We start from the raw sequence: 22,852 nt of genomic DNA, 5'->3' as shown, positions 1-22,852 counted from the left end.
CTGTTCCCGGTCGCATCGAGCGGTGGTCGCCGGACCGTTCACCCATCCCGGAATTCTTGTCCTGCAGAAGGTTCCGTACGACCCCGCCACCGGATGCTGCGCACCGTTCCGCCATCGCCGACGAGGATCCGAAAGACCATGTCCGTCCTGCAGACTCCCTTCCGCTCCGGACCGCACCGTTCCCGCCTCGACCTACCCGCGCTGTCGACGCTGCGTGAGGCGGTCGAGGAGAAGGGGGCCGATCTGGCGCTGATGCTCGGCGCCCTGTCGATCGTGACCTTCTGGACGTTCGGCTTCGGGATTCTGCTCGGTGCGGCGGCCATCGGGACCGGCATCGCCGCCACCCGCCGGCCCGCCGTGTTCACCGACGAGGAGAAGTCCCTCGACGCTCTCGTCGGCATGCTCACCGGCATCTTCGGCATCCTCGCGGGCGTGGTGTTCCTCAGCTGGGCGCTGCCCAACCTCTGAGGCACCTGCCTCGGTCAGCGAGGCGCGGACGCCGGCGCGGCCATGAAGCGGTGGAGGAAGGCCTTCACCGAATCCGGTGTCACCGTCGACGCCGCCGCCATCGCCTTGGACATGGGGGAGCTGGCCACCACCTTCCGTTTGCCCTTCAGCATCGCCTCGTAGCCCTTGCGGGCGACCTTCGCAGGGTCGTCCTTGGGGCCGCGGGCGATCGGCGCGTCCGCCATCCCGGCCTTGCGGAAGAACGGGGTGTCGGTCGCTCCGGGCATCAGCGCGGTGACGGTGACCCCGGTCCCGCGCAGCTCCTCGTGCAGCCCCTCGGAGAACGACTGCAGGAACGACTTGGAGGCGTTGTAGACGACCTGGTACGGGCCGGGCATCTCCGAGACCACCGACGACGTGATCAGCACGCGCCCGGTGCCGCGCCCGGCCATGCCGTCGAGGACGTACTTGGCCAGATGCACGGTCGAGCGCACGTTGACGTCCACCACCTCGAGCTGGTCGTCGAGGCCGGTGTCCACGAACAGGCCACCCTGCCCGGTGCCGGCGTTGAGCGCAGCGGCGGCCAGTGGCCGGCCGGTCGCCGTCACGGCGGTGCACACCTCCTCCACGCCCGTCGCCGTCCGGAGGTCGGCGCGCACCGGAATCACGGCGGCGCCGGTGGCGGCGAGAGCACGGGTGGCGTCGTCGAGGGCATCGGAGCGGGCCACGAGGATGAGGTCGTATCCGTCCCGGCCGAACAGTCGGGCGAGTTCCAGGCCGATGCCGCTCGACGCTCCGGTCACCAGGGCCAACGGTCGTGTTTCGGTCATGGCCCCGGATACCCGCATCACTCCGCCGCAACCACGCGGCCGGGGTGTCGGTCGGCGCCGGTAGTCTCGGCGCGTGGCCCTCTACCGTAAGTACCGACCGGCGACCTTTGCCGAGGTGGTGGGTCAGGAGCACGTCACCGAGCCCCTGAGCATCGCCCTCGACGCAGGTCGCATCAATCACGCGTATCTGTTCTCGGGCCCGCGCGGCTGTGGCAAGACCTCCTCGGCCCGGATCCTGGCCCGCTCCCTGAACTGCGCGGAGGGTCCCACGTCGGCCCCGTGCGGGACGTGCCGGTCCTGCGTGGCGCTCGGCCCCGGCGGTGGCGGCAACCTCGACGTCATCGAGCTCGACGCCGCCAGCCACGGCGGCGTCGACGACACCCGCGAACTACGCGACCGTGCCTTCTACGCGCCGGCCGAGTCGCGGTACCGCATCTTCATCGTCGACGAGGCCCACATGGTCACCACGCAGGGCTTCAACGCCCTGCTCAAGATCGTCGAGGAGCCGCCGGAGCACCTGATCTTCGTGTTCGCCACCACCGAACCGGAGAAGGTGCTGCCGACGATCCGCTCGCGCACCCACCACTACCCGTTCCGGTTGCTGCCGCCCCCCGTCATGCGCGGGCTGCTCGAGAAGATCTGCACGCAGGAGAACGTGGCGGTCGAGGACGCCGTCTACCCGCTGGTGATCCGTGCGGGCGGCGGTTCGCCGCGCGACTCGCTGTCGGTGATGGACCAGCTCCTCGCCGGCGCCGGCGAGGAGGGCGTGACCTACAGCCGTGCACTCTCGCTGCTCGGCGTCACCGACGTCGCCCTCATCGACGAGGCCGTGGACGCCCTCGCCGCCGGCGACGGTGCAGGTCTGTTCGGGACCGTCGAGAAGGTGATGGATGCCGGCCACGACCCGCGACGGTTCGCGGTCGACCTGCTCGAGCGGCTCCGGGATCTCATCCTGATGCGATCGGTGCCCGACGCCGCCGATCGCGGTCTCGTCGACGCCCCGGGCGACGTGCTGGAGCGGATGCGGGAGGAAGCCGACCGGATCGGTCCCGCCACCCTGACCCGGTACGCGGAGATCGTGCACTCCGGTCTGGGAGAGATGCGCGGTGCCACGGCCCCGCGCCTGCTCCTCGAGGTGATGTGCGCGCGGATGCTGCTGCCCGCCGCCTCGGGTTCGGAATCGGCTGTGCTGCAACGCCTCGAGCGTCTCGAAAGTGGGATCGCGGCCCCGCAGGGCGCCGCCCCGCGGGCCGTCGCTCCGGCGCCGGCCGCGCCCACGCCGCCGATCGCCCCCGAAGAGCCGGCCGCCCGTTTCCAGCGACCCTCGCAGCGACGAGCCGCACCGTCCTCGGTCGCGCCCGTCCCCGAGCCTGCGGCCGAGCCGGCCCCCGTTCCACCGGCGGAGTCACGACCGGCTGCCGCGGCGCCGGCGCCCGTGCCACCGCCGACGCCCGCCCCACCGCCGACGCCCGCCCCACCGGCGCGCGAACCGGAGCCTGCACCGCGCCCCGTCGTGCAGGAACCGGAGCCTGCACCGCGCCCCGTCGTGCAGGAACACGAGCCGCCCGCACCGCGACCCGCGCCGGAACCCCAGCCGGAGCCGGCGCCCGCCCCCGCCGCCGGGCCCGACGCCGCCGCCGTCCGCGCGGTATGGTCCGAAGTCCGTACCAAGGTCCGCGAGCGCAGCCGCACCGTCGAGGTCATGCTGTCCGGCGCCACGGTCCGCAGCGTCGAAGCGGGCCGCATCGTGCTCGGTCACGATTCGGCCCCCCTGGTCAAGAGGCTCGTCGAACCGCGCAACGCCGCGGTGATCGCCGACGCCCTGCGGGCGGTGTTCGGGGTGGACTTCGAGGTGACCTGCGTGCAGGGCGCTGCGACACCCCCCACCGCCGCGAAACCGGCCCCGGCGCAGGCGGGGTCGCGCCCTTCCGGTCAGCCTCGGTTCTCCCGGCCCAGCCAGGCCCGGCAGGCCCAGCCCGCCCCGCAACCGCGCGTGACGTCCCCCGGCGCGCCCCCGGTTCCGTCGCGTCCCGAGGTCGACGACATCCCGCCGCCCGAGGCGCCGGACTACCCGGACGACCCCGGTCCCGAGCCGGACTACGAGCCGCCGCGGATCAGCCCCGCCGACGTCACCCCCGAGGACGAGGAAGAGATGTTCGCCGAGGCCGCCACCCCGGGCGACCCGTCGACGCGGCGCGAACCGGAGGACGTGGCGATCGAGTTGCTGCAGGACATCCTGGGCGCGAAGAAGATCAGCGAGTGAGCACGAAAGATCGGTAAGTTGACCGATTGTCGGCGTGATCGCCGGGTTCCTATGGTCGAGCCACCTCAACCGGAACCCCGCGATTCACGGAGACAACCATGACCGATACCCTTTCCTGGCTCAGTGCAGCCGAACTCGCGACCGACGTTCGCCGAGGACAGATCAGCGCGAGCGAAGTCGCGGCGCACTTCGTGCGGCGCGTGGACAACGTCAACCCGGCGATCAACGCGATCGTCGACTTCGATCGCGAACAGGTCCTGGCGGACGCGCGCGCACTGGATGCGAAACTGGTCGGCGGCGAGTCCGTCGGACCTCTGCACGGAGTGCCGTTCACGATCAAGGATCTGACGGCCGTGGCGGGCCGGCCCCTGACGTTCGGCATGGTGCCGATGAAGGACAACATCGCCGAGCACGACGCGGTGATCGTTCGGCGGCTGAAGGCCGCAGGCGGTCTCTACCTGGGCAAGACCAACACACCGGAGAGCGGGTATTACGGCGGCACGGACAACCACCTGTTCGGTCCTACCCACAATCCGTGGAAGCGCGGATACAGCGCGGGAGGTTCCAGCGGCGGAGCCGCCGCCGCCGTCGCGGCCGGTCTCGGCCCGCTGGCCGAAGGCAGCGACGGGGCGGGGTCGGTGCGCATTCCTGCGTCGCTCTGTGGCGTGGTCGGGCTCAAGCCCTCGACCGGGCGGGTGCCGCAGACCATTCTGGGTGGTCGCTTCTACCATTGGGCCTACCACGGTCCGATCACCCGCACGGTCGAAGACAATGCCCTCATGCTCGGTGTCGTCGCCGGACCCGACGAATCCGATCCGCTCAGTCTGCCGGCCTCGGACACCGACTACGTCGCCGAGACGAAGAAGGACATCGCCGGGTGGCGTATCGCCTGGTCACCGGATCTCGGCTTCGCAGAGGTCGATCCGGAGGTGGCGGCGATCTGCGCGCAGGCCGTTCGGGCGTTCGAGGACCTCGGTGCCCGGGTCGAGGAGGCGACGCCCGGCTGGGGAGACCCGGAAGAAGCGATGTGGCACGGCATCTGGGTTCCCGGTTTCGCGGCCGAACACGACATGATCGACTGGGACGAGTGGCAGGGCCAGGTCGACGACAATCTCGTCGAATTGATGCGTGAAGGAGAGCGTCTCACAGGTGTCGATGTCGGGCGGGCGGACCTGTTCCGTGGCCGGATGTGGGATACGTTCTCGTCGTTCATGCAGGACTACGACCTGCTGGTCTCGCCCACGCTGTGTGAAGCGGCCCATCCGCTGGGACAGTTCGCTCCCGGCCGGCTGGCGGGCGCGGCTCTGCGCACCCAGCTGCTCGGCTGGCTGATGACCTATCCGTACAACATGCTGACGACCCCGGCCGTCACCGTCCCGGCCGGATTCACGTCGGACGGACGTCCGGTCGGACTGCAGATCGCGGGACGGCTCCACGCCGACGCTGCGGTACTGCGCGCAGCGGCGAACTTCGAACGCGCTCGCCCCTGGGCGGACCGCATCCCGGAACTGTGACCGGGCGGGGAAACGGGCACACGAGAGGGAAAATATCTGCCCGGTAACAGGATTCGGCTCCGCTGGACACGGGGTTCGACTATCGTCGAGCAATGGTCGTACCCGTGTTCAGTGGACTGGTCTCGGTGTTGCTGGGAGAGAACGCCGTCGACCGCATGGCCGGACTCACCCGGTACATGACCGATCAGCTCGACTGCGCGGCGGCTGCCGTGACACGCGTGGCGGGCGGTCGGCACGCGGTGGTGGCCAGCCGTGGCTACGACGACCGGACCCTGGACTACCTCGTCACCGATTTCGTCGACAAGGATCCGGGCATGCAGGCGGTTCGGGCCGAGCCCTCCGCGATACTGACCTGGCGGGACATCCCGTCGTATCGTCAGACCTACTCGGTGCGCGAAGTGTTCGTCCCTGCCGGATTCTCCGAAGGCACCTCCGTCGTTCTGACGTCCCCCACCGGCGTGGCGGTGGGGGCTCTGCACGTCAGTGTGGCGCGCGATTCGGTTCCCCACGGGGTCAAGACGACGCTGAGCGATGCCCGGGAGTACGCCGCCTGGTCGGTGGACACGCTCACGCAGCAGGAAGAGGTGGCCCTCACCCCACGAGAACACGAAGTTCTCGAACTGGTGATCGCCGGCCTGTCCAACCGCGAGATCGCGCAGCGAATGCAGCTGTCGCGCAGCACGGTCAACACTCATGTGGAGCATCTGCTGCGCAAATTGAAGGCCCCCAACCGGGTCGGTGCGGTGGTGCGCGCGGTCCGGCTCGGTCTGGTGTCGAATCGGGATCCGTGGGCGCAGCCCACGTAGCAGCCCGCTCCGGGCCGGCGGCGGGATCCCGATATGGACGTCCCGTTCAGGTCAGCAGGGGCACGAGTTGCTGCGCGTGCTCTCGGAGTGAGTCGAGGTGGCGCAGCAGCAGGTGCTGGTGGTCGATGCTGCCGGACAGGACCAGGCCCGCGACGAGGGTGCCGGTGGCGGAGCGGACGGGAACGGCGAGGCACGCGGAGTCGTCGCGCAGTTCGCCGAACTGGGTGGCGAAGCCCCGGTCGCGGATCTCCCCGAGGTGACGGAGCAGGTCGCTGCGCACGACGATCGTGCGGCCGGTGAGGGCATGGGGTTCCCACCGGGGGAGGACGGTGTCGAGGTCGATCTTCTCGGCGAGCAGCAGCTTGCCGACGGCGCTCGCCTGGAGGTGCCGATTGAGGAGGGCCTCGTCGGCGCGGGGTGGATATTCGGGGTCGGCGTCGGCAAGGCGGAGCGCCGTGTCGGTGTAGTAGAACAGGTGGACGCCGAAGCGGACGGTCAGCCGAAGTTCGGTGAGAAGGTTACGTGCGGCTGTGCAGACGGTGGGGACGACGGCCGCGTCGACCAGTATGCCGATCTTGCGCCCGAGTGCGAAGCCGGACAGATCGGGTAGCCGGACGACGTAGCCTTCTCCGGCGAGCAGGTTCAGGAGCCGATAGGTGGTCGCCGGCGGCAGGGAGAGGTGTGCGGCGATGTCCTTGGCGGTGACCCCGGCCCCGGCCCGGGCGACTTCCTCGAGGACACGCAGGGCGCTGATCACCGCTTTCGGCTGCCGCCCCGACAGGGTTCCGTCCACGGGGCTCACCGCCGCACCTGCCAGGGGCGGTGCCGGCCGAGCAGATCGGCGGCGACGGTCTCGTCGTAGACGCCTATCCGGTCCGCGACGTCCGGGGCGCGCCGCACCCGGACCGCGAGCAGCGCGCCTCCGAGGAGCATCAGGACCGCGTACACGGCGGTCATTGCGCCCGCCACGTAGATCCCCGACGCAGCCGCCCACACGATCAGCGCCACCAGGCACGTGGCGGTGAGCGCGCCGATGACCAGCGGCAGACGGGTCAGCTCACCGATCCGGCGCAGGAACGCGGGCGTAGCGACGCAGAGGAGGATGTAGGCGAGGACGTACCCGTGCGCCGAGAGGGCCAGCAGCCCGATCAGGACGTCGCGGTTCGAGCCGGTCGCCGCCAGAAAGACGACGGGCACGACAACGACGACAGGCATCGCGACGGCCAGGGCGACGTGCGGCGTGTGGAACCGGGCGTGGGCACGGCCGACGACCGCCGGGGCGACGCCCTCGCGGCCCATCGCGAACAGGGTGCGCGACAGCGCGGTGGTGGAGCCCATGACGCACGCGAACCACGACGCGGTGATTCCGAGTTCCATCAGGACCGACAGCACCGCCGAGCCGCTCCCGGCGGTGTTCGGGAGGGTGAGCACGATCCGGAGCGAACCGACTCCTTCCCTGGCGGACTCCGGCAGCTGCATCGTCGCGGCGAACACGTAGAGCGCCGCGAGCACGACCGGCGTCCACCTGATCGCGCGCGGCACGCTGATCAGCGGGCTGTGGGCTTCACGTGCCACCGTTCCGGCGCTCTCGAAGCCGACGAACGAGGTGATCGCCAGCAGGAGCGCGAAGCCGATCGCGGATTCCGAACCGGTTCCGGTCGGCGCCGAGGGCGGGTCGCCGTCCCGGACGGACACGGCGAACGCGATCACCAGGACGACCGATGCGGCGACGATGGCGAACGCCTCGACGCCCAGCATGATGCGGGCGGAGAGCTGGACGCCGCGGACCATCAGCAGCAGCGCGACGGCGCCGACGACGCCGACGAGCACTGCACTCGTCGCCGCTCCGGCCGGCAACCCGATCCGTTCGAGCAGCGACGCCAGATAGCTCGCTGCCCCCACCGTGCTGGCCATGGCGGCGGCCGCGTAGCCGATCAGCAGCGACCATCCCCCGGCGAAGCCGAGGCGGGGGCCGAGACCCTTCACCGTGTAGCTGTATAAGCCGCTGACCGCGACCATGCGGGTGGCGAACTGCCCGATGCAGTATCCGACGGCAGCCATCAGGACGGCCGCCGCGACGAACACCGGGATCGCCGCCCGCCCGGCTTCGGGGATGACGAGAGCCGGCAGGGTGACCATCACCGCGGACGGGGCGACGGCCGAGACGGACTGTGCGAGCACCTCGAAGAACGTGAGGCGTCCGCGCTCGAGGCCGGCCACCGGCGAACTACTTCGGATCTGTGGTGTACCGGACACCTTGCACCTGCTTCCACACTCGCCAGGGGACGTCGAGCGTCTGCCGCCGGACGATCCCGTGGGGTGCACGGTAGCGCAGGCACGCAGTGCGCTGCACCGATCGCACATCAATTTTCGGTCACTCGAATGAGAACGACGGGCCGTCCGGCGCCCGATCGGGCGGGGCCGGCGGTGCTCGTGCGGCCGTCACCTGGGCTGCGGTCGAGAAGTCGAACGAGAATCGGGAAACGGTCTGGGCCGCAGTCGAATGAGAATCGGACAGCGCGTAATTTCCATCCGGAATCGGGGGTGACTCCCGCCACATCGTGTGGTTATCGTGGGTTCGGGTCACAGCGACGGAAACCGGCGGTTCTGCGTCGAAACGACTGTACCCGAGTCTTTTTCGCTATCTCTCACGAGTCGGAGACATCATGACTGCAGTTGCGCAATCCGCCACCGGCCTGCTTCCGGAGGTGGTCGACTTCCTCTCGTCGCCGAAGCAGATGCTGATCGGCGGCCGGTGGGTCGAGTCGGCCTCGGGCCGGCGGTTCGACACGGTCGACCCCGCCACCGGGCAGGTGCTGACCACGGTGCCGCACGGCGGCGCCGAGGACGTCGACCGGGCCGTCGCCGCTGCCCGCCGGGCGTTCGAGGAGGGGCCGTGGCGGCGCCTGACCCCGGCCGAGCGCCAGCGCATCCTGTGGCGGATCGGCGAGGGCATCCTGGCCCGGGCGGACCAGTTCGCCCAGCTCGAGTCCCTGGACAACGGCAAGTCGGTGGTCGTCGCGAAGGCGGTCGACGTCACCTGGGCGGCCGAGATCTTCTTCTACTACGCCGGTTGGGCGACCAAGATCGAGGGCCGCACCGTCCCGGTGTCGGTTCCGTGGGCTCCGGGCGCACGTTTCCACGCGTTCACCAGCCGCGAGCCGGTGGGGGTGTGCGCCCAGATCGTGCCGTGGAACTTTCCGCTGGTGATGGCCGCCTTCAAGCTCGCCCCTGCGCTGGCGTGCGCGAACACGCTGGTGCTCAAGCCTGCGGAGCAGACCCCGCTCACCGCCCTGCTGCTCGCCGAGGTCGCCGCCGAGGCCGGGGTGCCCGACGGCGTCGTCAACGTGGTCACGGGCTTCGGGGACGCGGGTGCGGCCCTGTCGGCCCATCACGACGTCGACAAGGTCGCCTTCACCGGCTCGACCGAGGTCGGCAAGAAGATCGTGGGCGCCGCCGCCGGGAACCTGAAGAAGGTCTCGCTCGAACTCGGCGGCAAGAGCCCCCAGGTCGTCTTCGCGGACGCCGACCTCGAGGCCGCGATCCCCGGTGTCGCCGGCGGATTCCTGTTCAACCACGGCCAGGCGTGCACCGCCGGGACGCGGTTGCTGGTGGAGGATCGCATCTTCGACGAATTCACCCAGGGCGTAGCGGAATTCGCCCGGTCGCAGAAGATCGGTCCAGGACTCGATCCCGCCAGCGATATCGGCCCGCTGATCTCCGAGGAGCAACTCGGCAAGGTGACCGGTTACCTCCGCGCCGGCCTCGAGGACGGGGCTCGTGCCCTGACCGGAGGAAAGCGCCACGGCGACAGTGGCTTCTACGTCGAGCCGACGCTCCTCGTCGACGTGCGCAGCGACTTCGGTGTGTACCGGGAGGAGATCTTCGGCCCGGTCGCCGTCGCGGTGCCCTTCAACCGGGAGGAGGGAGTTCGTGCCGCCGCCAACGACACCCCCTACGGGCTCGCGGCGAGCGTCTGGACGCGGGACGTCTCCCGGGCCCACGAGGTCGCCGCCGAGATCAAGGCGGGCACGGTCTGGATCAACTGCCACAACGCGTTCGACACCGCACTGCCCTTCGGGGGATACAAGCAGTCGGGCTGGGGGCGGGAACTCGGTGAGGGGGCCCTGGCGGAGTACACCCAGACCAAGTCGGTCAACATCGCACTGTGACCGGTCGGGGCGGTGCCCGGCACTGTGTGGGCACCGCCGTCCGTACCCCTGCCGGGCCGAACGAGAACCCGGCCCCCCGCCCTTCTCGTTTGCCGTCGACGAACCGTGACGCCGCGGTGACCGCACCGACAACGTCCGGGCGCACGCTTCTTCCGGCGGTCGGCACCGACATCGCCGGCGCACTCCCTCTCCCGAAAGTCGAAGCACCGATGACCCTCAACGCTCGCGCACACGAACCCCCCACCCACCGGTTGTCCGGAAGCCTCGGCCCCGGCGCCGTCGTCTTCATGGTGGTCGCGGCCGCGGCCCCGCTGACCGTGATCGCCGGCACGGTCCCACTCGGTATCTCCGCCGGAAACGGGGCCGCGTACCCCGCCTCGTACATCGTCTGCACGGTGGTCCTGCTCTTCTTCGCCGTCGGCTTCACCGCGATGGCGAAGCACGTGCCCGGGGCGGGGGCGTTCTACACCTTCGTCACCCACGGACTCGGCCGGCACGTCGGACTGGGTTCCGCCTTCCTGGCGCTGCTGTCCTACACCGCGGTCCAGGGTGCCGTCTACGGATACCTCGGCGCGGCCCTCGGCGACTTCGTGACCTCGCACGGCGGTCCCGAGTTGCCCTGGTATCTCTGGGCTCTGATCGTTCTGGCGGCGGTCGCGATTCTCGGCTACCGCCACATCGACCTGTCCGGAAAGGTCCTCGGGGTCCTGCTGCTCTGCGAGGTCGGCATCGTACTGGTGATCGATGCAGCGGTGATCGCCCGCGGCGGAGCGGAGGGTCTTTCCACCGCCGCGCTACGCCCCTCCGAGTTCTTCTCGGGCGCACCGGGAATCGCCCTGATCTTCGCTGTCGCCGGCTACATCGGCTTCGAGGCGACCGCGGTCTTCCGCGACGAGGTGCGCGATCCGGCCCGGACCATTCCGCGGGCCACCTATCTCGCCCTGGTGGTCATCGGTGGCTTCTATGCGCTGTCGAGCTGGGCGCTGGTCAGCGCGTGGGGCGACGAGGGCGCCGTCGTCCTGGCCACCGAGAACCCGGAGGGCATGATCATCGAGACCGCGACCCGCTACGTGGGAGCGGCGGCGGGGGATGTCGTGCAGGTGCTCCTCGTCACCAGTCTCTTCGCGGCACTGCTGTCCTTCCACAACGTGCTCGCGCGCTACATCTTCTCGCTCGGCAACAGCGCGGCACTGCCGGCGCGATGCGGCCGCTCGCACGTACGCCATGCCTCGCCCTACGTGGCCTCGGTCGTGCAGACGGTCTCGGCCCTGGTTCTCGTCGTGGCCTCGGCCGTCGGCGGACTCGATCCCGTCACCGAGGTCTTCGCCTGGTTCGCCGGTGTCGCGTCCGTCGGCGTGCTCGCCCTGATGGCGCTGACGTCGATCGCCGTCCTCGTCTTCTTCCGGCGATCCCGGGCCGACACCCGGCCGTGGCCCACGCTGATCGCACCGGTGCTGGGTCTCGCGGGGCTGAGCGCTCTGCTCGCGATGACGATCGCGAACCTGCCGCTGCTCGTGGGCGGATCCGGCACCCTCGCCGCCGTCGTCGGCGTGCTTCTCGCCGGGGCGTTCGCGGGCGGAACGGCCGTGGCCGTTCTCCGCCCCGACGCTGCACGACATCACCACCATTCCGGCGGCGTCGCGCCCGCCGCCACGACCGAAACCGAGATCGACAAGGAGATCGCCCGATGAGCACTGCCACCACGAAGTTCACCGAAGCGGCATCGACGCCCGCACCGGACCACCCCCTCACCCCTCTGACCGCCGACGAGATCACCGCCGTCAAGGAAACGGTATCGGCGGCGGGGCTGGTAACCGAGCACGTCCGGTTCGTCTACGTCGGGCTCGAGGAACCGCACAAGTCGACGGTCCTGGCGTTCAGGCCGGGGGAGCACATCGAGCGCCGTGCCCGTGTCCTTCTCCTCGACCGTGCGACCGGGAAGGGCTCCGATCACGTCGTGTCCGTCACCGAACGCAGGATCCTCAGCACCGTCGCCGTCGACGCCGCCACCGAGGGGCATGTCCCGATCCTCGACGAGGAGTTCGAGGACATCGAATCGTTCCTCCTGTCCAGCTTCGACTGGATTGCGGCGATGGCTGCGCGCGGCATCGATCCGGAGAAGGTGCGCGCGGTTCCGCTGTCGGCCGGGGTGTTCGGGCACGAGGACGAGGTGGGGCACCGGATCGTCCGCGTGCTCGCGTTCCACCAGGAGGACGAGGCCGACCTGCCCTGGGCACATCCGATCGACGGGGTGGTCGCCTACGTCGACCTCACCGAGCAGCGCGTGGTGAAGGTCGTCGACGAGATCACTCTTCCCGTGCCGGCCGAACGCGGCGAATGGGACGCCGCTCCGCATGCGAGGCCGGCCCGCACCGACCTCAAGCCGATCGAGATCACCCAACCCGAGGGGCCCAGCTTCTCGGTCGAGGGCAATCGGATCACCTGGGCGGACTGGACGTTCCGGTTCGGGTTCGACGTACGCGAGGGCCTGACCCTGCACCAGTTGTCGTTCTCCGACGACGGCGTGCAGCGGCCGGTGATCTACCGCGCATCCATCGCCGAGATGGTCGTGCCCTACGCCGACCCGTCGCCGGTGCGGTACTGGCAGAACTACTTCGACCAGGGCGAATACCTGTTCGGCCGCTACACCAACTCGCTGGAACTCGGGTGCGACTGCCTCGGCGAGATCCGGTACTTCGACGTCACCATCGCCGACGAGAAGGGCGACCCGCGGGTGATGAAGAACGCGATCTGCCTCCACGAGGAGGACTACGGCGTCCTCTGGAAGCATACGGACATGTTCAACGGCATGACCGAGACCCGTCGGTCGCGCCGGCTCGTGATCTCCTTCTTCCTCACCATCGGCAACTACGACTACGGCTTCTACTGGTACCTCTACCTGGACGGCACCATCGAACTCGAAGCCAAGGCCACCGGCATCGTCTTCACCTCCGCCTACCGCGGCGAGGACGGGTTCGCCACCGAGATGGCGCCCGGGCTCGGTGCGCCGTTCCACCAGCACCTCTTCTCCGCCCGCCTGGACATGGCGGTCGACGGCAACGTCAACACGGTCGAGGAGGTCGACGCCGTGCCCGAACCGATGGGACCGGACAACCCGTGGGGTAACGCGTTCCGCTGCCGCAAGACCACCCTCACCACGGAGGCCGACGGGCAGAGGCTGGCCGACAATACCAAGGCGAGGGTCTGGCACATCACCAACCCGACCAAGCAGAACCGGCTCGGGCGGAACGTCGGATACGCACTGCACCCGGAAGGTCAGCCCGTGCTGCTGGCGGATCCGTCGAGTTCCATCGCCGCCCGCGCCGCGTTCGCCACCAAGCATCTGTGGGTCACGCGGTACGACCCGGCGCAGCGTTATCCGGCCGGTGACTTCGTCAACCAGCATCCGGGACAGGCGGGACTGCCGACATTCGTCGCCGGCAACCGGAACATCGAGGGCGAGGACCTGGTGCTGTGGCACACCTTCGGGCTCACCCACTTCCCGCGCCCGGAGGACTGGCCCGTGATGCCCGTCGACTACGCCGGGTTCACGCTGAAGCCGGTCGGGTTCTTCGACCGGAACCCGGCCCTCGACGTTCCGGCCGGCACGTCGAAGCACTGCTGCACGGACTGACGGGCATGTCCACCACGGTTCCGGAAGCCGCCCGCCGCACCACCACCACGTGGTGCGGCCGGGCGGCCGCCGCCCTCGCCGTGTCGGCGGCCGTCCTGCACGCCGGCTCGCTCGCGGAGCACACCCCGTCGCCCGGGTCGGCGGCCCTGACCCTCGTCATGGTCGCCGGATGCCTCTACTGCGCCCGTCACCTGTGGATGCGCGGAGACCAGCGGGACTGGATCCTGGTCACCGTCATGAACGTCGCGATGATCATGGTGCACCTGACCACCATGAGCCCGGGCCGGGCCGCGGGCGGCCACCACGGGCACGCTGTGCCTCCGGTCGCCGGTGCAGCGGCGGGCGCCTCGATTCCCCCTCTCATGGCGGCCGCGCTGGCGGTCGCGGCCGCGGAGGTCCTCCTTGCCGTGAGCGTCGTGTTCCACCGCACCCGGCGGGGGATGGACCCGGCGACCGCAGCGGCGCGGCCGAGGTGGAGCGGCACACTGTCCACATGAACATCCGGTTCCGGCGCGGATCGCTCGTCGTCGCGGCGTCGATCCTGGTCGTGACGGCCTGTGGTTCCGGCCCGCCCGACGAGCCGCCCGAAGCCACCGCGACGAGCAGTCCGACGTCGGAACCGGCGACCACGCCGCCCGGGCCCCCGTCCCCGGCTCCGGGGCCCTCCGCGACCGTCCCCGTTCCGCCGTCCGGTCCGGAGCCGACGCCGGTGCCTCCGGCCGGTGTACCTGCCGCCCTGCGCGGCATCGACCTCGAACGGATTCCCACCGAGGAGAAGGTGGTGGCGTTGACCTTCGACGGTGGAGCCTCCGACACCGCGGTCTCCCGCATTCTCGCCACGCTCGCCCGCTACGCCGTCCCGGCGACGTTCTTCGTCACCGGTGATTTCGCGCGGACGTATCCGGACCGGGTCCGCGCCGTCGCCGCCGCCGGGCACGCGGTGGGAAACCACAGCAACACCCACCCCTCCTATCCGGATCTGACCGACGAGCAGATCAGGGCCGACCTCGCGGCGGCCGAGAACGCGATCACGGCACTGACGGGTCGCCCGGCCGTGCCGTTGTTCCGGTTTCCCTTCGGTGCTCGCACCGACGCCGACATCCGCGTCGTCAACGGTGCCGGCTACGTGCCCGTGCGCTGGACCGTGGATTCGCTCGGCTGGAAAGGCACGAGCGGTGGTCTCGACGCCGCGGCGGTGACCGAGCGGGTCCTCGCCGCGGCCGCGCCCGGCCAGATCGTTCTGATGCACGTGGGCGCGAACCCCGACGACGGCACGACCCTGGACGCCGATGCGCTGCCGGCGATCATCGACGGTCTGCGGACGCGGGGTTACGGTTTCGTGGATCTGGCCGATGTCGTCCGCTAGGCCCCCCGAGTTGCACCGCATCCGCGTGTTCGATTTGCGGACTTCACGATCACTGTGCTTACTTATGAACGCGGTCGGGAATCGTTGGGGTGGATCCCATGGCTGAAGGACGGTTTCGATGATCCTTTCCGCTGTCCGGGTCGCGATCGTCGGCGCGCTGACCATCGGCTCGATGCTCGGTGCCGTCTCGATCGCCCATGCCGACCCGTCCCCGGCCTCGTACTGTGCGCCGACCGTGGTGCTCGCCGTCGACGGCACGAAGGGCCCCGAAACGCCGGATTCGATCGATCCCGAGAGCCCGCTCAACTCCTACACGGATCAGTACCGCAACAGCCCCGACTTCGCGGTGCGGCACGTGCGGTATCCGGCGGGCATGGTCGCCGGGGTGTTCGGCTGGGACACGTTCATGGACCAGTCGGTGCAGATCGGCGTGCAGAATCTCTGGGCGGAGATCGGCCGGACCGAGGCCGCCTGCGGGCCGCGCACGCGCTACGAGCTGTACGGGTACTCGCAGGGAGCGATCGTCGTGCGCAGGGTCGCGATGGAGATCGACGCGGCGGCGCCCGTGCACGACGACGGCACCGACCTGCAGGACCGGGTGCGGGTGCACCTGATCGCCGACCCGGCGCAGGGCCGGCCCGCGCAGTACGCCGGCCCGCTCGTCCCCGGCATCACGCTGCCCCAGCCGGCGGGCGAGTTGCGGCACATCCCGGTCACCACCGAGTGCCTCGAGGGCGACATGATCTGCGACCCGGAGGGCAACGTCACCGGGTACATCCGCGAGCACGCGACGTATCACCCGTGACGTTCGCGCTGGGCGTCGTGCTCTTCGCGCTGGGGGTCGCGGTGTCCGTCGCCCTGCACGAGGCGGGCCACCTGTGGGCGGCGCGGCGTCTCGGGATGAAGGTGCGTCGCTTCTCCCTCGGGCGTGGCCCGATGCTCTTCTCCGTCCGGCGCGGTGAGACCGACTACGGGCTGGGACTGATCCCGGTGGGCGGGTTCTGCGAGATCGCCGGCACGACCGCGCTCGACGAACTGACCCCCGACGAGTACGACCGCGCCCTGTATCGGCAGAAGACCTGGAAGCGGCTGGTCGTGATGTCCGGCGGCATCGGCATGAACTTCCTGCTCGCCGGGGTCCTCGTCTTCGTGCTCGCCGTCGGGTGGGGGCTGCCGGAGCTGCATCCGAAGGTGGTCGTCGAGTCCGTCGGATGCGTCCCGTCGTCGCAGCGGCCCGGCCCGGGATACGGCCTCGCCGCGTGCGACGGCCCGGGACCGGCCGGGGCCGCGGGGATACTCCCCGGCGACGCGATCCTCGCCGTCGACGGCGAGGGCGTCACCCGGTTCGGCGACCTGGTCGGAAAGATCTGGGACAGCGCAGGAGTCGTCGAACTGACGATCGAACGGCACGGCCGCCGGCTGGTGCTGCCCGTCGCGACCGAGCAGGTGCAGCGATGGGTGGTCGACCCTCGGACGGGGGACGAGCGCTCGACGGCCGTCGGTGCGATCGGAGTATCCGCGCGCCCGCCCGCCGGTCCCGTGCGGTACGACGTGGTGACCGCGGTGCCCGCCGCCCTCGCATTCACCGGCGACCTCGCCGCGCTCACGGCGCGCACGGTGGTGGACATGCCGACGAAGGCGGCGTCGCTGTGGCGGTCGGTGACCGGCGGCGAACGCGACGCGGACACCCCGATCAGCGTGGTGGGGGCCGGATCGCTCGGGGGCCGGGCCGTCGAGCGGGGCGCCTGGGAGTCGTTCGTACTGCTGCTGGTGAGCCTGAACCTCTTCGTCGGCCTGTTCAATCTGCTGCCGCTGCTCCCTCTCGACGGCGGGCACATGGCCGTGGCGATCTACGAGGGTCTGCGGAACCGGGTGCGCGCCCGGCTGGGCCGGCCCGGCGGAGCGCCGGTCGACTTCGTGAAGCTGCTGCCGGTGACGTACGCGTTCGTCGTCGTCGGCGGGGCCTTCATGCTGCTCACCCTCGCGGCGGACATCGTCGCCCCGGTTCGTCCGGCCTGATCCCGGCAAACTTCGTGGAACTTCCCGCAATTCGACCGAATCGGTCTCGCCCCGTTGCGCATGCGGGGGCGAACCGCTTCCATGGAGTGATGCCGCGGTGGTGTTGGGACGAGGACGAACCGTTGTTCGGAGACGTCGAGTCGCCGGTCGGAGGCGCGACCATAGCGGGCCTGTCCGCGCTGATCGCGCTCGTCGCGCTGGCCGTGATCGGGCCGGCCCTGGTCTGATCCGCGGTCGTCAGTGCGCGCCGGGTCCGTCCGCGACGTGCGCGGTGACGGCCACCTCGACCGGCGCGTTGCCGGGAAGCAGATAGACCCCGATCGCGCTGCGGGCGGGCAGTGACGCCGGGCCCAGCGCGCGTTCGACGACCTCCGATGCGCCGTCGGCGACCGCCGAGAGCTCGGTGAAGCCGTCGGCACACGCGATGTACACCACCATCTCGACGCACCGGAACATCGCACCCGGCGGCAGCACCGAACGGACCGCGGCCAGGGCGTTGCCGGCCGCGAGGCCCGCCGCCTCCCGGGCGACGGCCGGGTCCACTTCGCCGCCGACGCGGCCGGTGACGGTCAGCCGGCCGTCACGGCGCGGGGTCATCCCCGCCGTGTGGACGGTCGAGCCGGACAGCACCGCGGGTACGTAGCGGCCGCGCGGCCGCGGCGGCTGCGCGCCGAGCGCTGCCCGGCCGATCGCCTGTTCATTCGACACCGAGAGCCACTCCTTCCTGACGGGGATCGCTGCCGCCGCTGAGCACGCCGCGGGGATCGAGAGAGATGATCTGGGCGCTGCCCTCGGCGCCGAGCGGTTCGAGGGTGCGCACGTCGTGCCCCATCTCGGACAGGGCGGTGCGGACCTCGGGCGGGACGTCGGCCTCGATGCGCAGCTCGGCGGGGTCGCCGAGCACGTTCGCGTCGGAGCCGGGGAACACCGTGAACCGGGGCGCCGACACCGCCTCCTGCGGATCGAGCCCGTGGTCGAGGAGGTGCGAGAGCAGCTGCATGTTCCATTGCACCTGCCCGTCCCCGCCGGGGGTGTTGCCGACGTGGAGCAGCGCTCCCGCCGCGTCCGTGACGATCCAGGCATTGAGGGTGTGCAGCGGCTTGCGGCGGGGCCGCACCTCGTTCGGATGCCCGTCGATCAGATACGCGCCCCGCCCCAGCCGGTTGTTCAGGACGATCCCCGTGCCGGGCACGGTGAACTTGGCCCCGAAGGTGAACGCCAGCGAATGGATGAAGCTCACCGCGCGTCCGTCCCGGTCGACCGTCACCAGCGAGGTGGTGTCTCCGCCGGCCACCGTGAACGCTCCGGCGGGCGCGGTCGCCGACAGCCGGTCGCGGCCGGCGCGGATGTGGCCGGGATCGAGGATGCGCGCGGCACCGTCGTTGTCGGCGCCGCACCAGCGCAGCCGGTCCTCGAACGCCGTCCGCGCGGCCCGGGCCATGCGGTCGATCGCCGCCGCGCTCAGGAGCGGGGAGAACCCGACGACGCCCTCGCACAGCGCCGCCTGGTGCAACACCATCCACCCGGGGGTCGGCAGTGGGGTCTGATGGATCACCGCGCCGGCGTACCGGCCGGACAGCGCCTGCTCCGGCGTCACCGTCCCGGTTGCGACCCATTCGTCTCCCGAGAACGGGGCGCCCGCGTCGCGCAGCGCGGCGACGCACCGCTCGGCGAGCGACCCGGTGTAGAACGACGCCGGGTCGTGCGCGAGTTCACGGATGGTGCGCGCCAGGTCGGGTTGCGGCAGCCGGTCACCGACGAGCGGTACGAGACCGCCGTCGACGTACACGGAGGCCAGCCCGGGATCGGTGCGGACGGCGTCCAGCGCCGACCGCACGTCGTCGCGGGTCTTGGCCGAGCAGGGCAACCCGTGCTCGGCGAGGCGCGCGGCCGGTTCCCACAGCTCGGCAAGGCTGCGGGTGGCGCCGCGCCGGTGCAGCGCCGCGAGCGCGGCCGGAGCGCCCGGCACGGCCACCGCGAGGGCGCCGTCCAGCGGGATCGCGGCCAGCCCGCGGTCCCGGTAGAAGTCCGGTGTGCCGCCGTCGGGGCCGTAACCGCTCCCCCCGACCGTCCAGACTGTGCCGTCCGGTTCCCGCACCACGGCGAATGCGTCCCCGCCGAGGCCACACTGGCCGGGCAGGGTCAGCCACGTGGTCGCGGCCATCGCCAGCGCGGCGTCGACCGCGTTGCCGCCGTCGGCGAGCACCCGCGCCCCGGCCTGGCCGGCCAGCGGGTGGCTCGAGGACACCATGCCGCCGGTCGACAACGTCGCCGGACGGACCCGCCGCGCTGTCATGCCTGCCGGAGCCGGCGCCGGCGCGGGCCCTCCGGCGGCTCGGCGGGATCGATGCCGACGAAGATCTCGCCGCCGCGCTCCTCGACGGGATAGGTCCTGATCGGCTCCGTGGCGGGAGGGCAGATGGGTTCACCGGTTGCGAGATCGAAAGCGCTTCCGTGGCAAGAGCATCCGATTCCATCCTGCACGAGCTTGCCGGACGAGAGCAGGCAGTCCAGGTGTGAGCAGTAGTTGGATGTCGCGTAGGCCTTCCCGTCCAGCCGCGAGATCGCGAACTCGTAGTCGCCGGCGTAGAAGCGGCGGACGATGCCCTCCGGCACCTGCCCGGAACGGGCCACTCTCTTGAACTCCATGGTCATCCTCCAGGCATTGGGATCTGCTCCGACCGCGGGCGGTCAGGCGACGGGGTCGATGTAGACGGTCTTCTCGGATTGGTAGAACTGCATCAGCGTCGGCCCGGCCTGTTCCTTGAACGTCTGGGTGCTCGACGCCTTGTACCCACCGAACGGAGCGTTCATCGCCATGCCGTTCGTCGGCTGGTTCACCTTGACCAGGCCGGTGCGGGAACGGGCGACGAACTGCCCGACCCGGTCGAGATCGCGCGTGACGATCGCCGCGCTCAGGCCGAACGCCGTGTCGTTGGCCAACGTGACGGCCTCGTCGAACGACGACGCCCGCTGGAACGCCAGCACCGGACCGAAGATCTCCTCGGTCAGGATGCGCATGCCCGGCGCGGTGTCGGCGAACACCGTCGGGCGCACGAAGAACCCGTCTCCGAAACCGTTGTCGTCGCAGCGGGTTCCGCCGCACACCAGACGGGCCCCTTCGTCCTGCCCGACGGCGACGTACTCGAGGAACTTGTCCAGCTGGCCGCGGCTGGCGAGCGGACCCATCGACGCCCCCGCCCGCAGGCCCGGTCCGACGGTGAGGGCCTCGGCGCGGGCGACGACCCGCTCGAGCAGGGCGTCGTGGATGTCGTCGATCGCGACGACCCGGCTGGTGCCGGTGCAGGCCTGTCCGGAGAGCCCGAAAGCGCCCTTGACGATCAACGCGGCGGCGGCGTCGAGGTCGGCGTCGGCGAGGACGACGACGGGGTTCTTGCCGCCCATCTCGAGCTGTACCCGCCGGTCCGGGCCGACGCCACGATGGATGGCCCGGCCCACCTCCGTCGATCCGGTGAAGGTGACGGCCGCGACGCGTTCGTCGGCGACCACCGCGGCCCCGGCCCGCCCGCCGCCCTGCACCAGCGCGATCGCCGCCGGGGGCAGTCCGCCGGCGAGCAGCGCCTCGACCAGCCGCTGCCCCATGAGCGGGGTGATCTCGGACGGCTTGAACAGCACCGGATCTCCCGCGGCGAGCGCCGGCCCGAGCTTGCGGGACGGGATGTTCAGCGGAAAGTTCCAGGGGGTGATGGCCCCGACGATGCCGATGGGTTCGCGGACGGTGTAGATCATGGTGCGGCCGGCGGCCGGGTACGTCGCGCCGGTCGCGCGCAGCGCCTCGCCCGCGTAGAAGCGCAGGTTCATGGGGGTGCGGCTCACCTCGACGGTGGCCTCGGCGCGCGTCTTGCCCTCCTCGCGGACCAGTTCCCCGACGAGCGATTCCCGTCGCTCCTCGAGGTGCCGGGCGGCGGCCTCCAGGACGGCGGCCCGGCGCTCCGGTGGGGTGGCGGCCCATTCGGGGGCCGCCTTGTCGAGTGCGTCGACGGCGATGCGCACGTCGGTGGCGTCGGAATCGGGGAACGTTCCGATCAGGTCGGTGGAATCGGCGGGGTTGCGTCGTTCGAAGGTGGCGCCGGAGACGGCCGGCACCCACGCACCGTCGATGAAGTTCAGTCCTGTCACGGCCACCTCAGCTCACCACCTGTTCGCCCAGTTCCCACAGGTCCACGTCCGCGTCGGCGAGCTGGTGCGCGCCGACCGTCCGGCCGACGAGTTCGCGGGCGGCCATGATGTCCTCGCCGCGGTCCATGGCGAACGCCGCGGTGAGCACGTCGCCGGCGAGATAGAAGACGGTGAACTCACCCGAGCGGGCGTCGCCGCGCACGACGAGTTCCGTCGTCCCGGAAGGTGTTCCGGTGAACTGGATGTTCGTGTCGTACTGGTCCGACCAGAACCAGTGGGCGTCGTCGGCGAGCGAGGTGCGACCGACGATCGTGTCCGCGACGACCGCGGCCTGCCGGTTGGCGTTGTCGAAGTGCTCCACCCGGACTCGGCGGCCGGCGCGGTCGGAGAAGCGGTTCGCGACGTCGCCGGCGGCGTGGATTCCGGGTACGGCGGTGCGGCCCACGGCGTCGACGACGATGCCGTTGTCGGTGGCGAGTCCGCTCGCGGCGGCCACGTCGACGTTCGGCGTGATGCCGATGCCGACCACGACCACGTCGGCCTCGATCGTGTCGCCGGTCGTGGTGCGGACCCGCACCCCGGCCTCGGAGGTCGCGACGGAGTCCACGCCGACGCCGGTGCGCAGATCGACGCCGTTGCGGCGGTGCAGGTCGGCGCAGAACCCGCCGACCGTGGCGCCCAGGACGGAACCCAGCAGGGCGTCGGCGTATTCGAGGACGACCACGTCGACACCGAGACCGCGTGCCGTTGCGGCGATCTCGAGGCCGACGAATCCGCCGCCGACGACGACCAGGCGCGCACCGGGGGTCAGCCGCGGGGCGAGGGCGACGGCGTCGTCGAGCGTCCGCAGGTAGTGCACGAGATCGGGGCGCGTCCCGGAGGTGGGGATCGTGCGCGGGCGTCCCCCGGTCGCGAGGATCACCGCGTCGGCGGCGACGGACCCACCGTCGAATTCCACGCTGCGCGAGGCGGTGTCGACGCGCCGTACCGTGACACCGGTCCGGATGTCGATATCGTTGTCGGCCAGCCACTTCGGTGTGAGCAGGGAAAGGGAGGCGACGGGTTCCCGGCCGGCGAGGAACTCCTTCGACAGTGGCGGCCGCTGGTAGGGCGCGTGCGGTTCGTCGCCGAGCAGGACGATGCGGCCGTCGAATCCGCGGCGGCGCAACGTGCGTGCGGCGACCGCGGCGACCTGGCCGGCGCCGACGGTGACAACGGTGCGTACGGTCATGACGAACTCTCCTCTTGCGAGCCGGGAACGACTCGGCGCGGGGCCGGATCGAGATAGACGGTGTCGCCCTCGACGGTCACGGGATAGGTCGGCTGGCAGAGATCCTGGTCCTCCTCGTAGCCGGTTTCGAGGTCGAACCGCCACTGGTGGCCGGGGCAGATGACCCGCCCGTGCAACAGGGTGCCCTTGGCGAGCGAGCGGTCCTGGTGGATGCACAGGTCGGCGAACGCGTACACCCGGTCGTTCGCGTGGAACAACGCGATGCCGACGCCGTCGACCTCGACGCGCAGCTTGCGCCGGCGGGTCAGCTCCTTGACGGTGGCGACGGCGACCCTGTCGCGGGTCGACCCGGGCGGGGCCGAGGCGGCGTCGGTGGACATGATTCTCCTTCGATCGGGGATGGCCGCCGGGACCGGTGCGGGAGGGCCGA

21 protein-coding genes are annotated in these 22,852 nt (G+C 70.8%); 12 read left to right on the top strand and 9 right to left on the bottom strand.

Annotation, left to right across the window (positions count from 1 at the left end):
* Nucleotides 1–138 precede the first annotated feature (138 nt).
* Nucleotides 139–468, top strand: a complete 330-nt coding sequence (locus A4U64_RS22405) for a hypothetical protein (protein ID WP_006943121.1) — start codon at nt 139–141, stop codon at nt 466–468.
* A 14-nt stretch (nt 469–482) separates the two neighbouring features.
* Here A4U64_RS22405 and A4U64_RS22400 read toward each other — a convergent pair whose 3' ends face one another.
* Entirely contained in the window at nt 483–1,277 is a 795-nt protein-coding gene (locus A4U64_RS22400) for an SDR family NAD(P)-dependent oxidoreductase (RefSeq protein WP_044476307.1), read from the bottom strand.
* Nucleotides 1,278–1,350: 73 nt separating this feature from the next.
* Between A4U64_RS22400 and A4U64_RS22395 the strand changes: the two genes are divergently transcribed.
* The 3 genes from A4U64_RS22395 (at nt 1,351) to A4U64_RS22385 (ending at nt 5,860) form a co-directional block, all read left to right on the top strand.
* Complete coding sequence (locus A4U64_RS22395; RefSeq protein WP_065923137.1) at nt 1,351–3,540, top strand: DNA polymerase III subunits gamma/tau; 2,190 nt, start codon at nt 1,351–1,353, stop codon at nt 3,538–3,540.
* 98 nt (nt 3,541–3,638) lie between these two features.
* Nucleotides 3,639–5,054, top strand: a complete 1,416-nt coding sequence (locus A4U64_RS22390; RefSeq protein WP_065923136.1) for an amidase — start codon at nt 3,639–3,641, stop codon at nt 5,052–5,054.
* A gap of 92 nt (nt 5,055–5,146) precedes the next feature.
* Nucleotides 5,147–5,860 carry a response regulator transcription factor gene (locus A4U64_RS22385; RefSeq protein ID WP_029547118.1) on the top strand — a complete coding sequence of 238 codons (714 nt, stop codon included), beginning with the start codon at nt 5,147–5,149 and terminating at the stop codon, nt 5,858–5,860.
* A 46-nt stretch (nt 5,861–5,906) separates the two neighbouring features.
* On the opposite strand, the gene A4U64_RS22380 is transcribed toward A4U64_RS22385, so the two are convergent.
* Nucleotides 5,907–6,662, bottom strand: a complete 756-nt coding sequence (locus A4U64_RS22380; RefSeq protein WP_050034460.1) for an IclR family transcriptional regulator — start codon at nt 6,660–6,662, stop codon at nt 5,907–5,909.
* Entirely contained in the window at nt 6,659–8,116 is a 1,458-nt protein-coding gene (locus A4U64_RS22375) for an APC family permease (protein WP_198163325.1), read from the bottom strand. The genes A4U64_RS22380 and A4U64_RS22375 overlap by 4 nt, the downstream gene beginning before the upstream one ends.
* A gap of 410 nt (nt 8,117–8,526) precedes the next feature.
* Here A4U64_RS22375 and A4U64_RS22370 point away from each other — a divergent pair, with 410 nt between their 5' ends.
* From A4U64_RS22370 to A4U64_RS28605, 8 genes are all read left to right on the top strand, one after another.
* Nucleotides 8,527–10,032 carry an aldehyde dehydrogenase family protein gene (locus tag A4U64_RS22370; protein WP_006943134.1) on the top strand — a complete coding sequence of 502 codons (1,506 nt, stop codon included), beginning with the start codon at nt 8,527–8,529 and terminating at the stop codon, nt 10,030–10,032.
* A gap of 209 nt (nt 10,033–10,241) precedes the next feature.
* Nucleotides 10,242–11,723, top strand: coding sequence for an APC family permease (locus A4U64_RS22365; protein ID WP_029547120.1), 1,482 nt, complete (start codon nt 10,242–10,244; stop codon nt 11,721–11,723).
* Entirely contained in the window at nt 11,720–13,666 is a 1,947-nt protein-coding gene (locus A4U64_RS22360; protein ID WP_065923134.1) for a primary-amine oxidase, read from the top strand. Before A4U64_RS22365 ends, A4U64_RS22360 begins: the two co-directional genes overlap by 4 nt.
* A 5-nt stretch (nt 13,667–13,671) precedes the next feature.
* The gene (locus tag A4U64_RS22355) at nt 13,672–14,163 is read left to right on the top strand and encodes a hypothetical protein (protein ID WP_050034461.1); all 492 of its coding nucleotides are present in this window, start codon (nt 13,672–13,674) and stop codon (nt 14,161–14,163) included.
* Complete coding sequence (locus tag A4U64_RS22350; protein ID WP_006943143.1) at nt 14,160–15,032, top strand: polysaccharide deacetylase family protein; 873 nt, start codon at nt 14,160–14,162, stop codon at nt 15,030–15,032. The genes A4U64_RS22355 and A4U64_RS22350 overlap by 4 nt, the downstream gene beginning before the upstream one ends.
* Nucleotides 15,033–15,150: 118 nt before the next feature.
* A complete protein-coding gene (locus tag A4U64_RS22345; protein ID WP_006943145.1) occupies nt 15,151–15,837 on the top strand; it encodes a cutinase family protein in 687 nt (228 codons plus the stop codon).
* Complete coding sequence (locus A4U64_RS22340) at nt 15,834–17,051, top strand: M50 family metallopeptidase (RefSeq protein ID WP_065923133.1); 1,218 nt, start codon at nt 15,834–15,836, stop codon at nt 17,049–17,051. The genes A4U64_RS22345 and A4U64_RS22340 overlap by 4 nt, the downstream gene beginning before the upstream one ends.
* An 89-nt stretch (nt 17,052–17,140) precedes the next feature.
* Nucleotides 17,141–17,278: a hypothetical protein gene (locus tag A4U64_RS28605; protein ID WP_006943148.1), complete on the top strand. Its 138-nt coding sequence runs from the start codon at nt 17,141–17,143 to the stop codon at nt 17,276–17,278.
* 10 nt (nt 17,279–17,288) lie between these two features.
* Here the strand turns inward: A4U64_RS28605 and A4U64_RS22335 are convergent, their stop codons facing one another.
* Genes A4U64_RS22335 through A4U64_RS22310 form a run of 6 tightly spaced genes read right to left on the bottom strand, consistent with a single transcriptional unit; the run spans nt 17,289 to nt 22,802 of the window.
* Nucleotides 17,289–17,759 carry a RidA family protein gene (locus A4U64_RS22335; RefSeq protein ID WP_084648677.1) on the bottom strand — a complete coding sequence of 157 codons (471 nt, stop codon included), beginning with the start codon at nt 17,757–17,759 and terminating at the stop codon, nt 17,289–17,291.
* Nucleotides 17,749–19,347 carry a gamma-glutamyltransferase family protein gene (locus A4U64_RS22330; RefSeq protein ID WP_065923132.1) on the bottom strand — a complete coding sequence of 533 codons (1,599 nt, stop codon included), beginning with the start codon at nt 19,345–19,347 and terminating at the stop codon, nt 17,749–17,751. Before A4U64_RS22330 ends, A4U64_RS22335 begins: the two co-directional genes overlap by 11 nt.
* Nucleotides 19,344–19,700, bottom strand: coding sequence for a Rieske (2Fe-2S) protein (locus tag A4U64_RS22325; RefSeq protein WP_006943156.1), 357 nt, complete (start codon nt 19,698–19,700; stop codon nt 19,344–19,346). Before A4U64_RS22325 ends, A4U64_RS22330 begins: the two co-directional genes overlap by 4 nt.
* A gap of 42 nt (nt 19,701–19,742) precedes the next feature.
* Nucleotides 19,743–21,197 carry an aldehyde dehydrogenase family protein gene (locus A4U64_RS22320; protein WP_065923131.1) on the bottom strand — a complete coding sequence of 485 codons (1,455 nt, stop codon included), beginning with the start codon at nt 21,195–21,197 and terminating at the stop codon, nt 19,743–19,745.
* Between the two features lies 1 nt (nt 21,198).
* Nucleotides 21,199–22,422 (bottom strand): NAD(P)/FAD-dependent oxidoreductase, encoded by a 1,224-nt coding sequence (locus A4U64_RS22315; RefSeq protein ID WP_065923130.1) that lies wholly within the window; start codon nt 22,420–22,422, stop codon nt 21,199–21,201.
* Entirely contained in the window at nt 22,419–22,802 is a 384-nt protein-coding gene (locus A4U64_RS22310; RefSeq protein ID WP_006943159.1) for a Rieske (2Fe-2S) protein, read from the bottom strand. Before A4U64_RS22310 ends, A4U64_RS22315 begins: the two co-directional genes overlap by 4 nt.
* Nucleotides 22,803–22,852 lie beyond the last annotated feature (50 nt).

This window comes from Rhodococcus sp. WB1, assembly GCF_001700945.1.
In the GTDB taxonomy this organism is placed as follows: domain Bacteria; phylum Actinomycetota; class Actinomycetes; order Mycobacteriales; family Mycobacteriaceae; genus Rhodococcus; species Rhodococcus aetherivorans.
The sequence above is the reverse complement of the archived record's forward strand: the minus strand, read 5'-3'. Positions and strand labels throughout refer to the sequence as shown.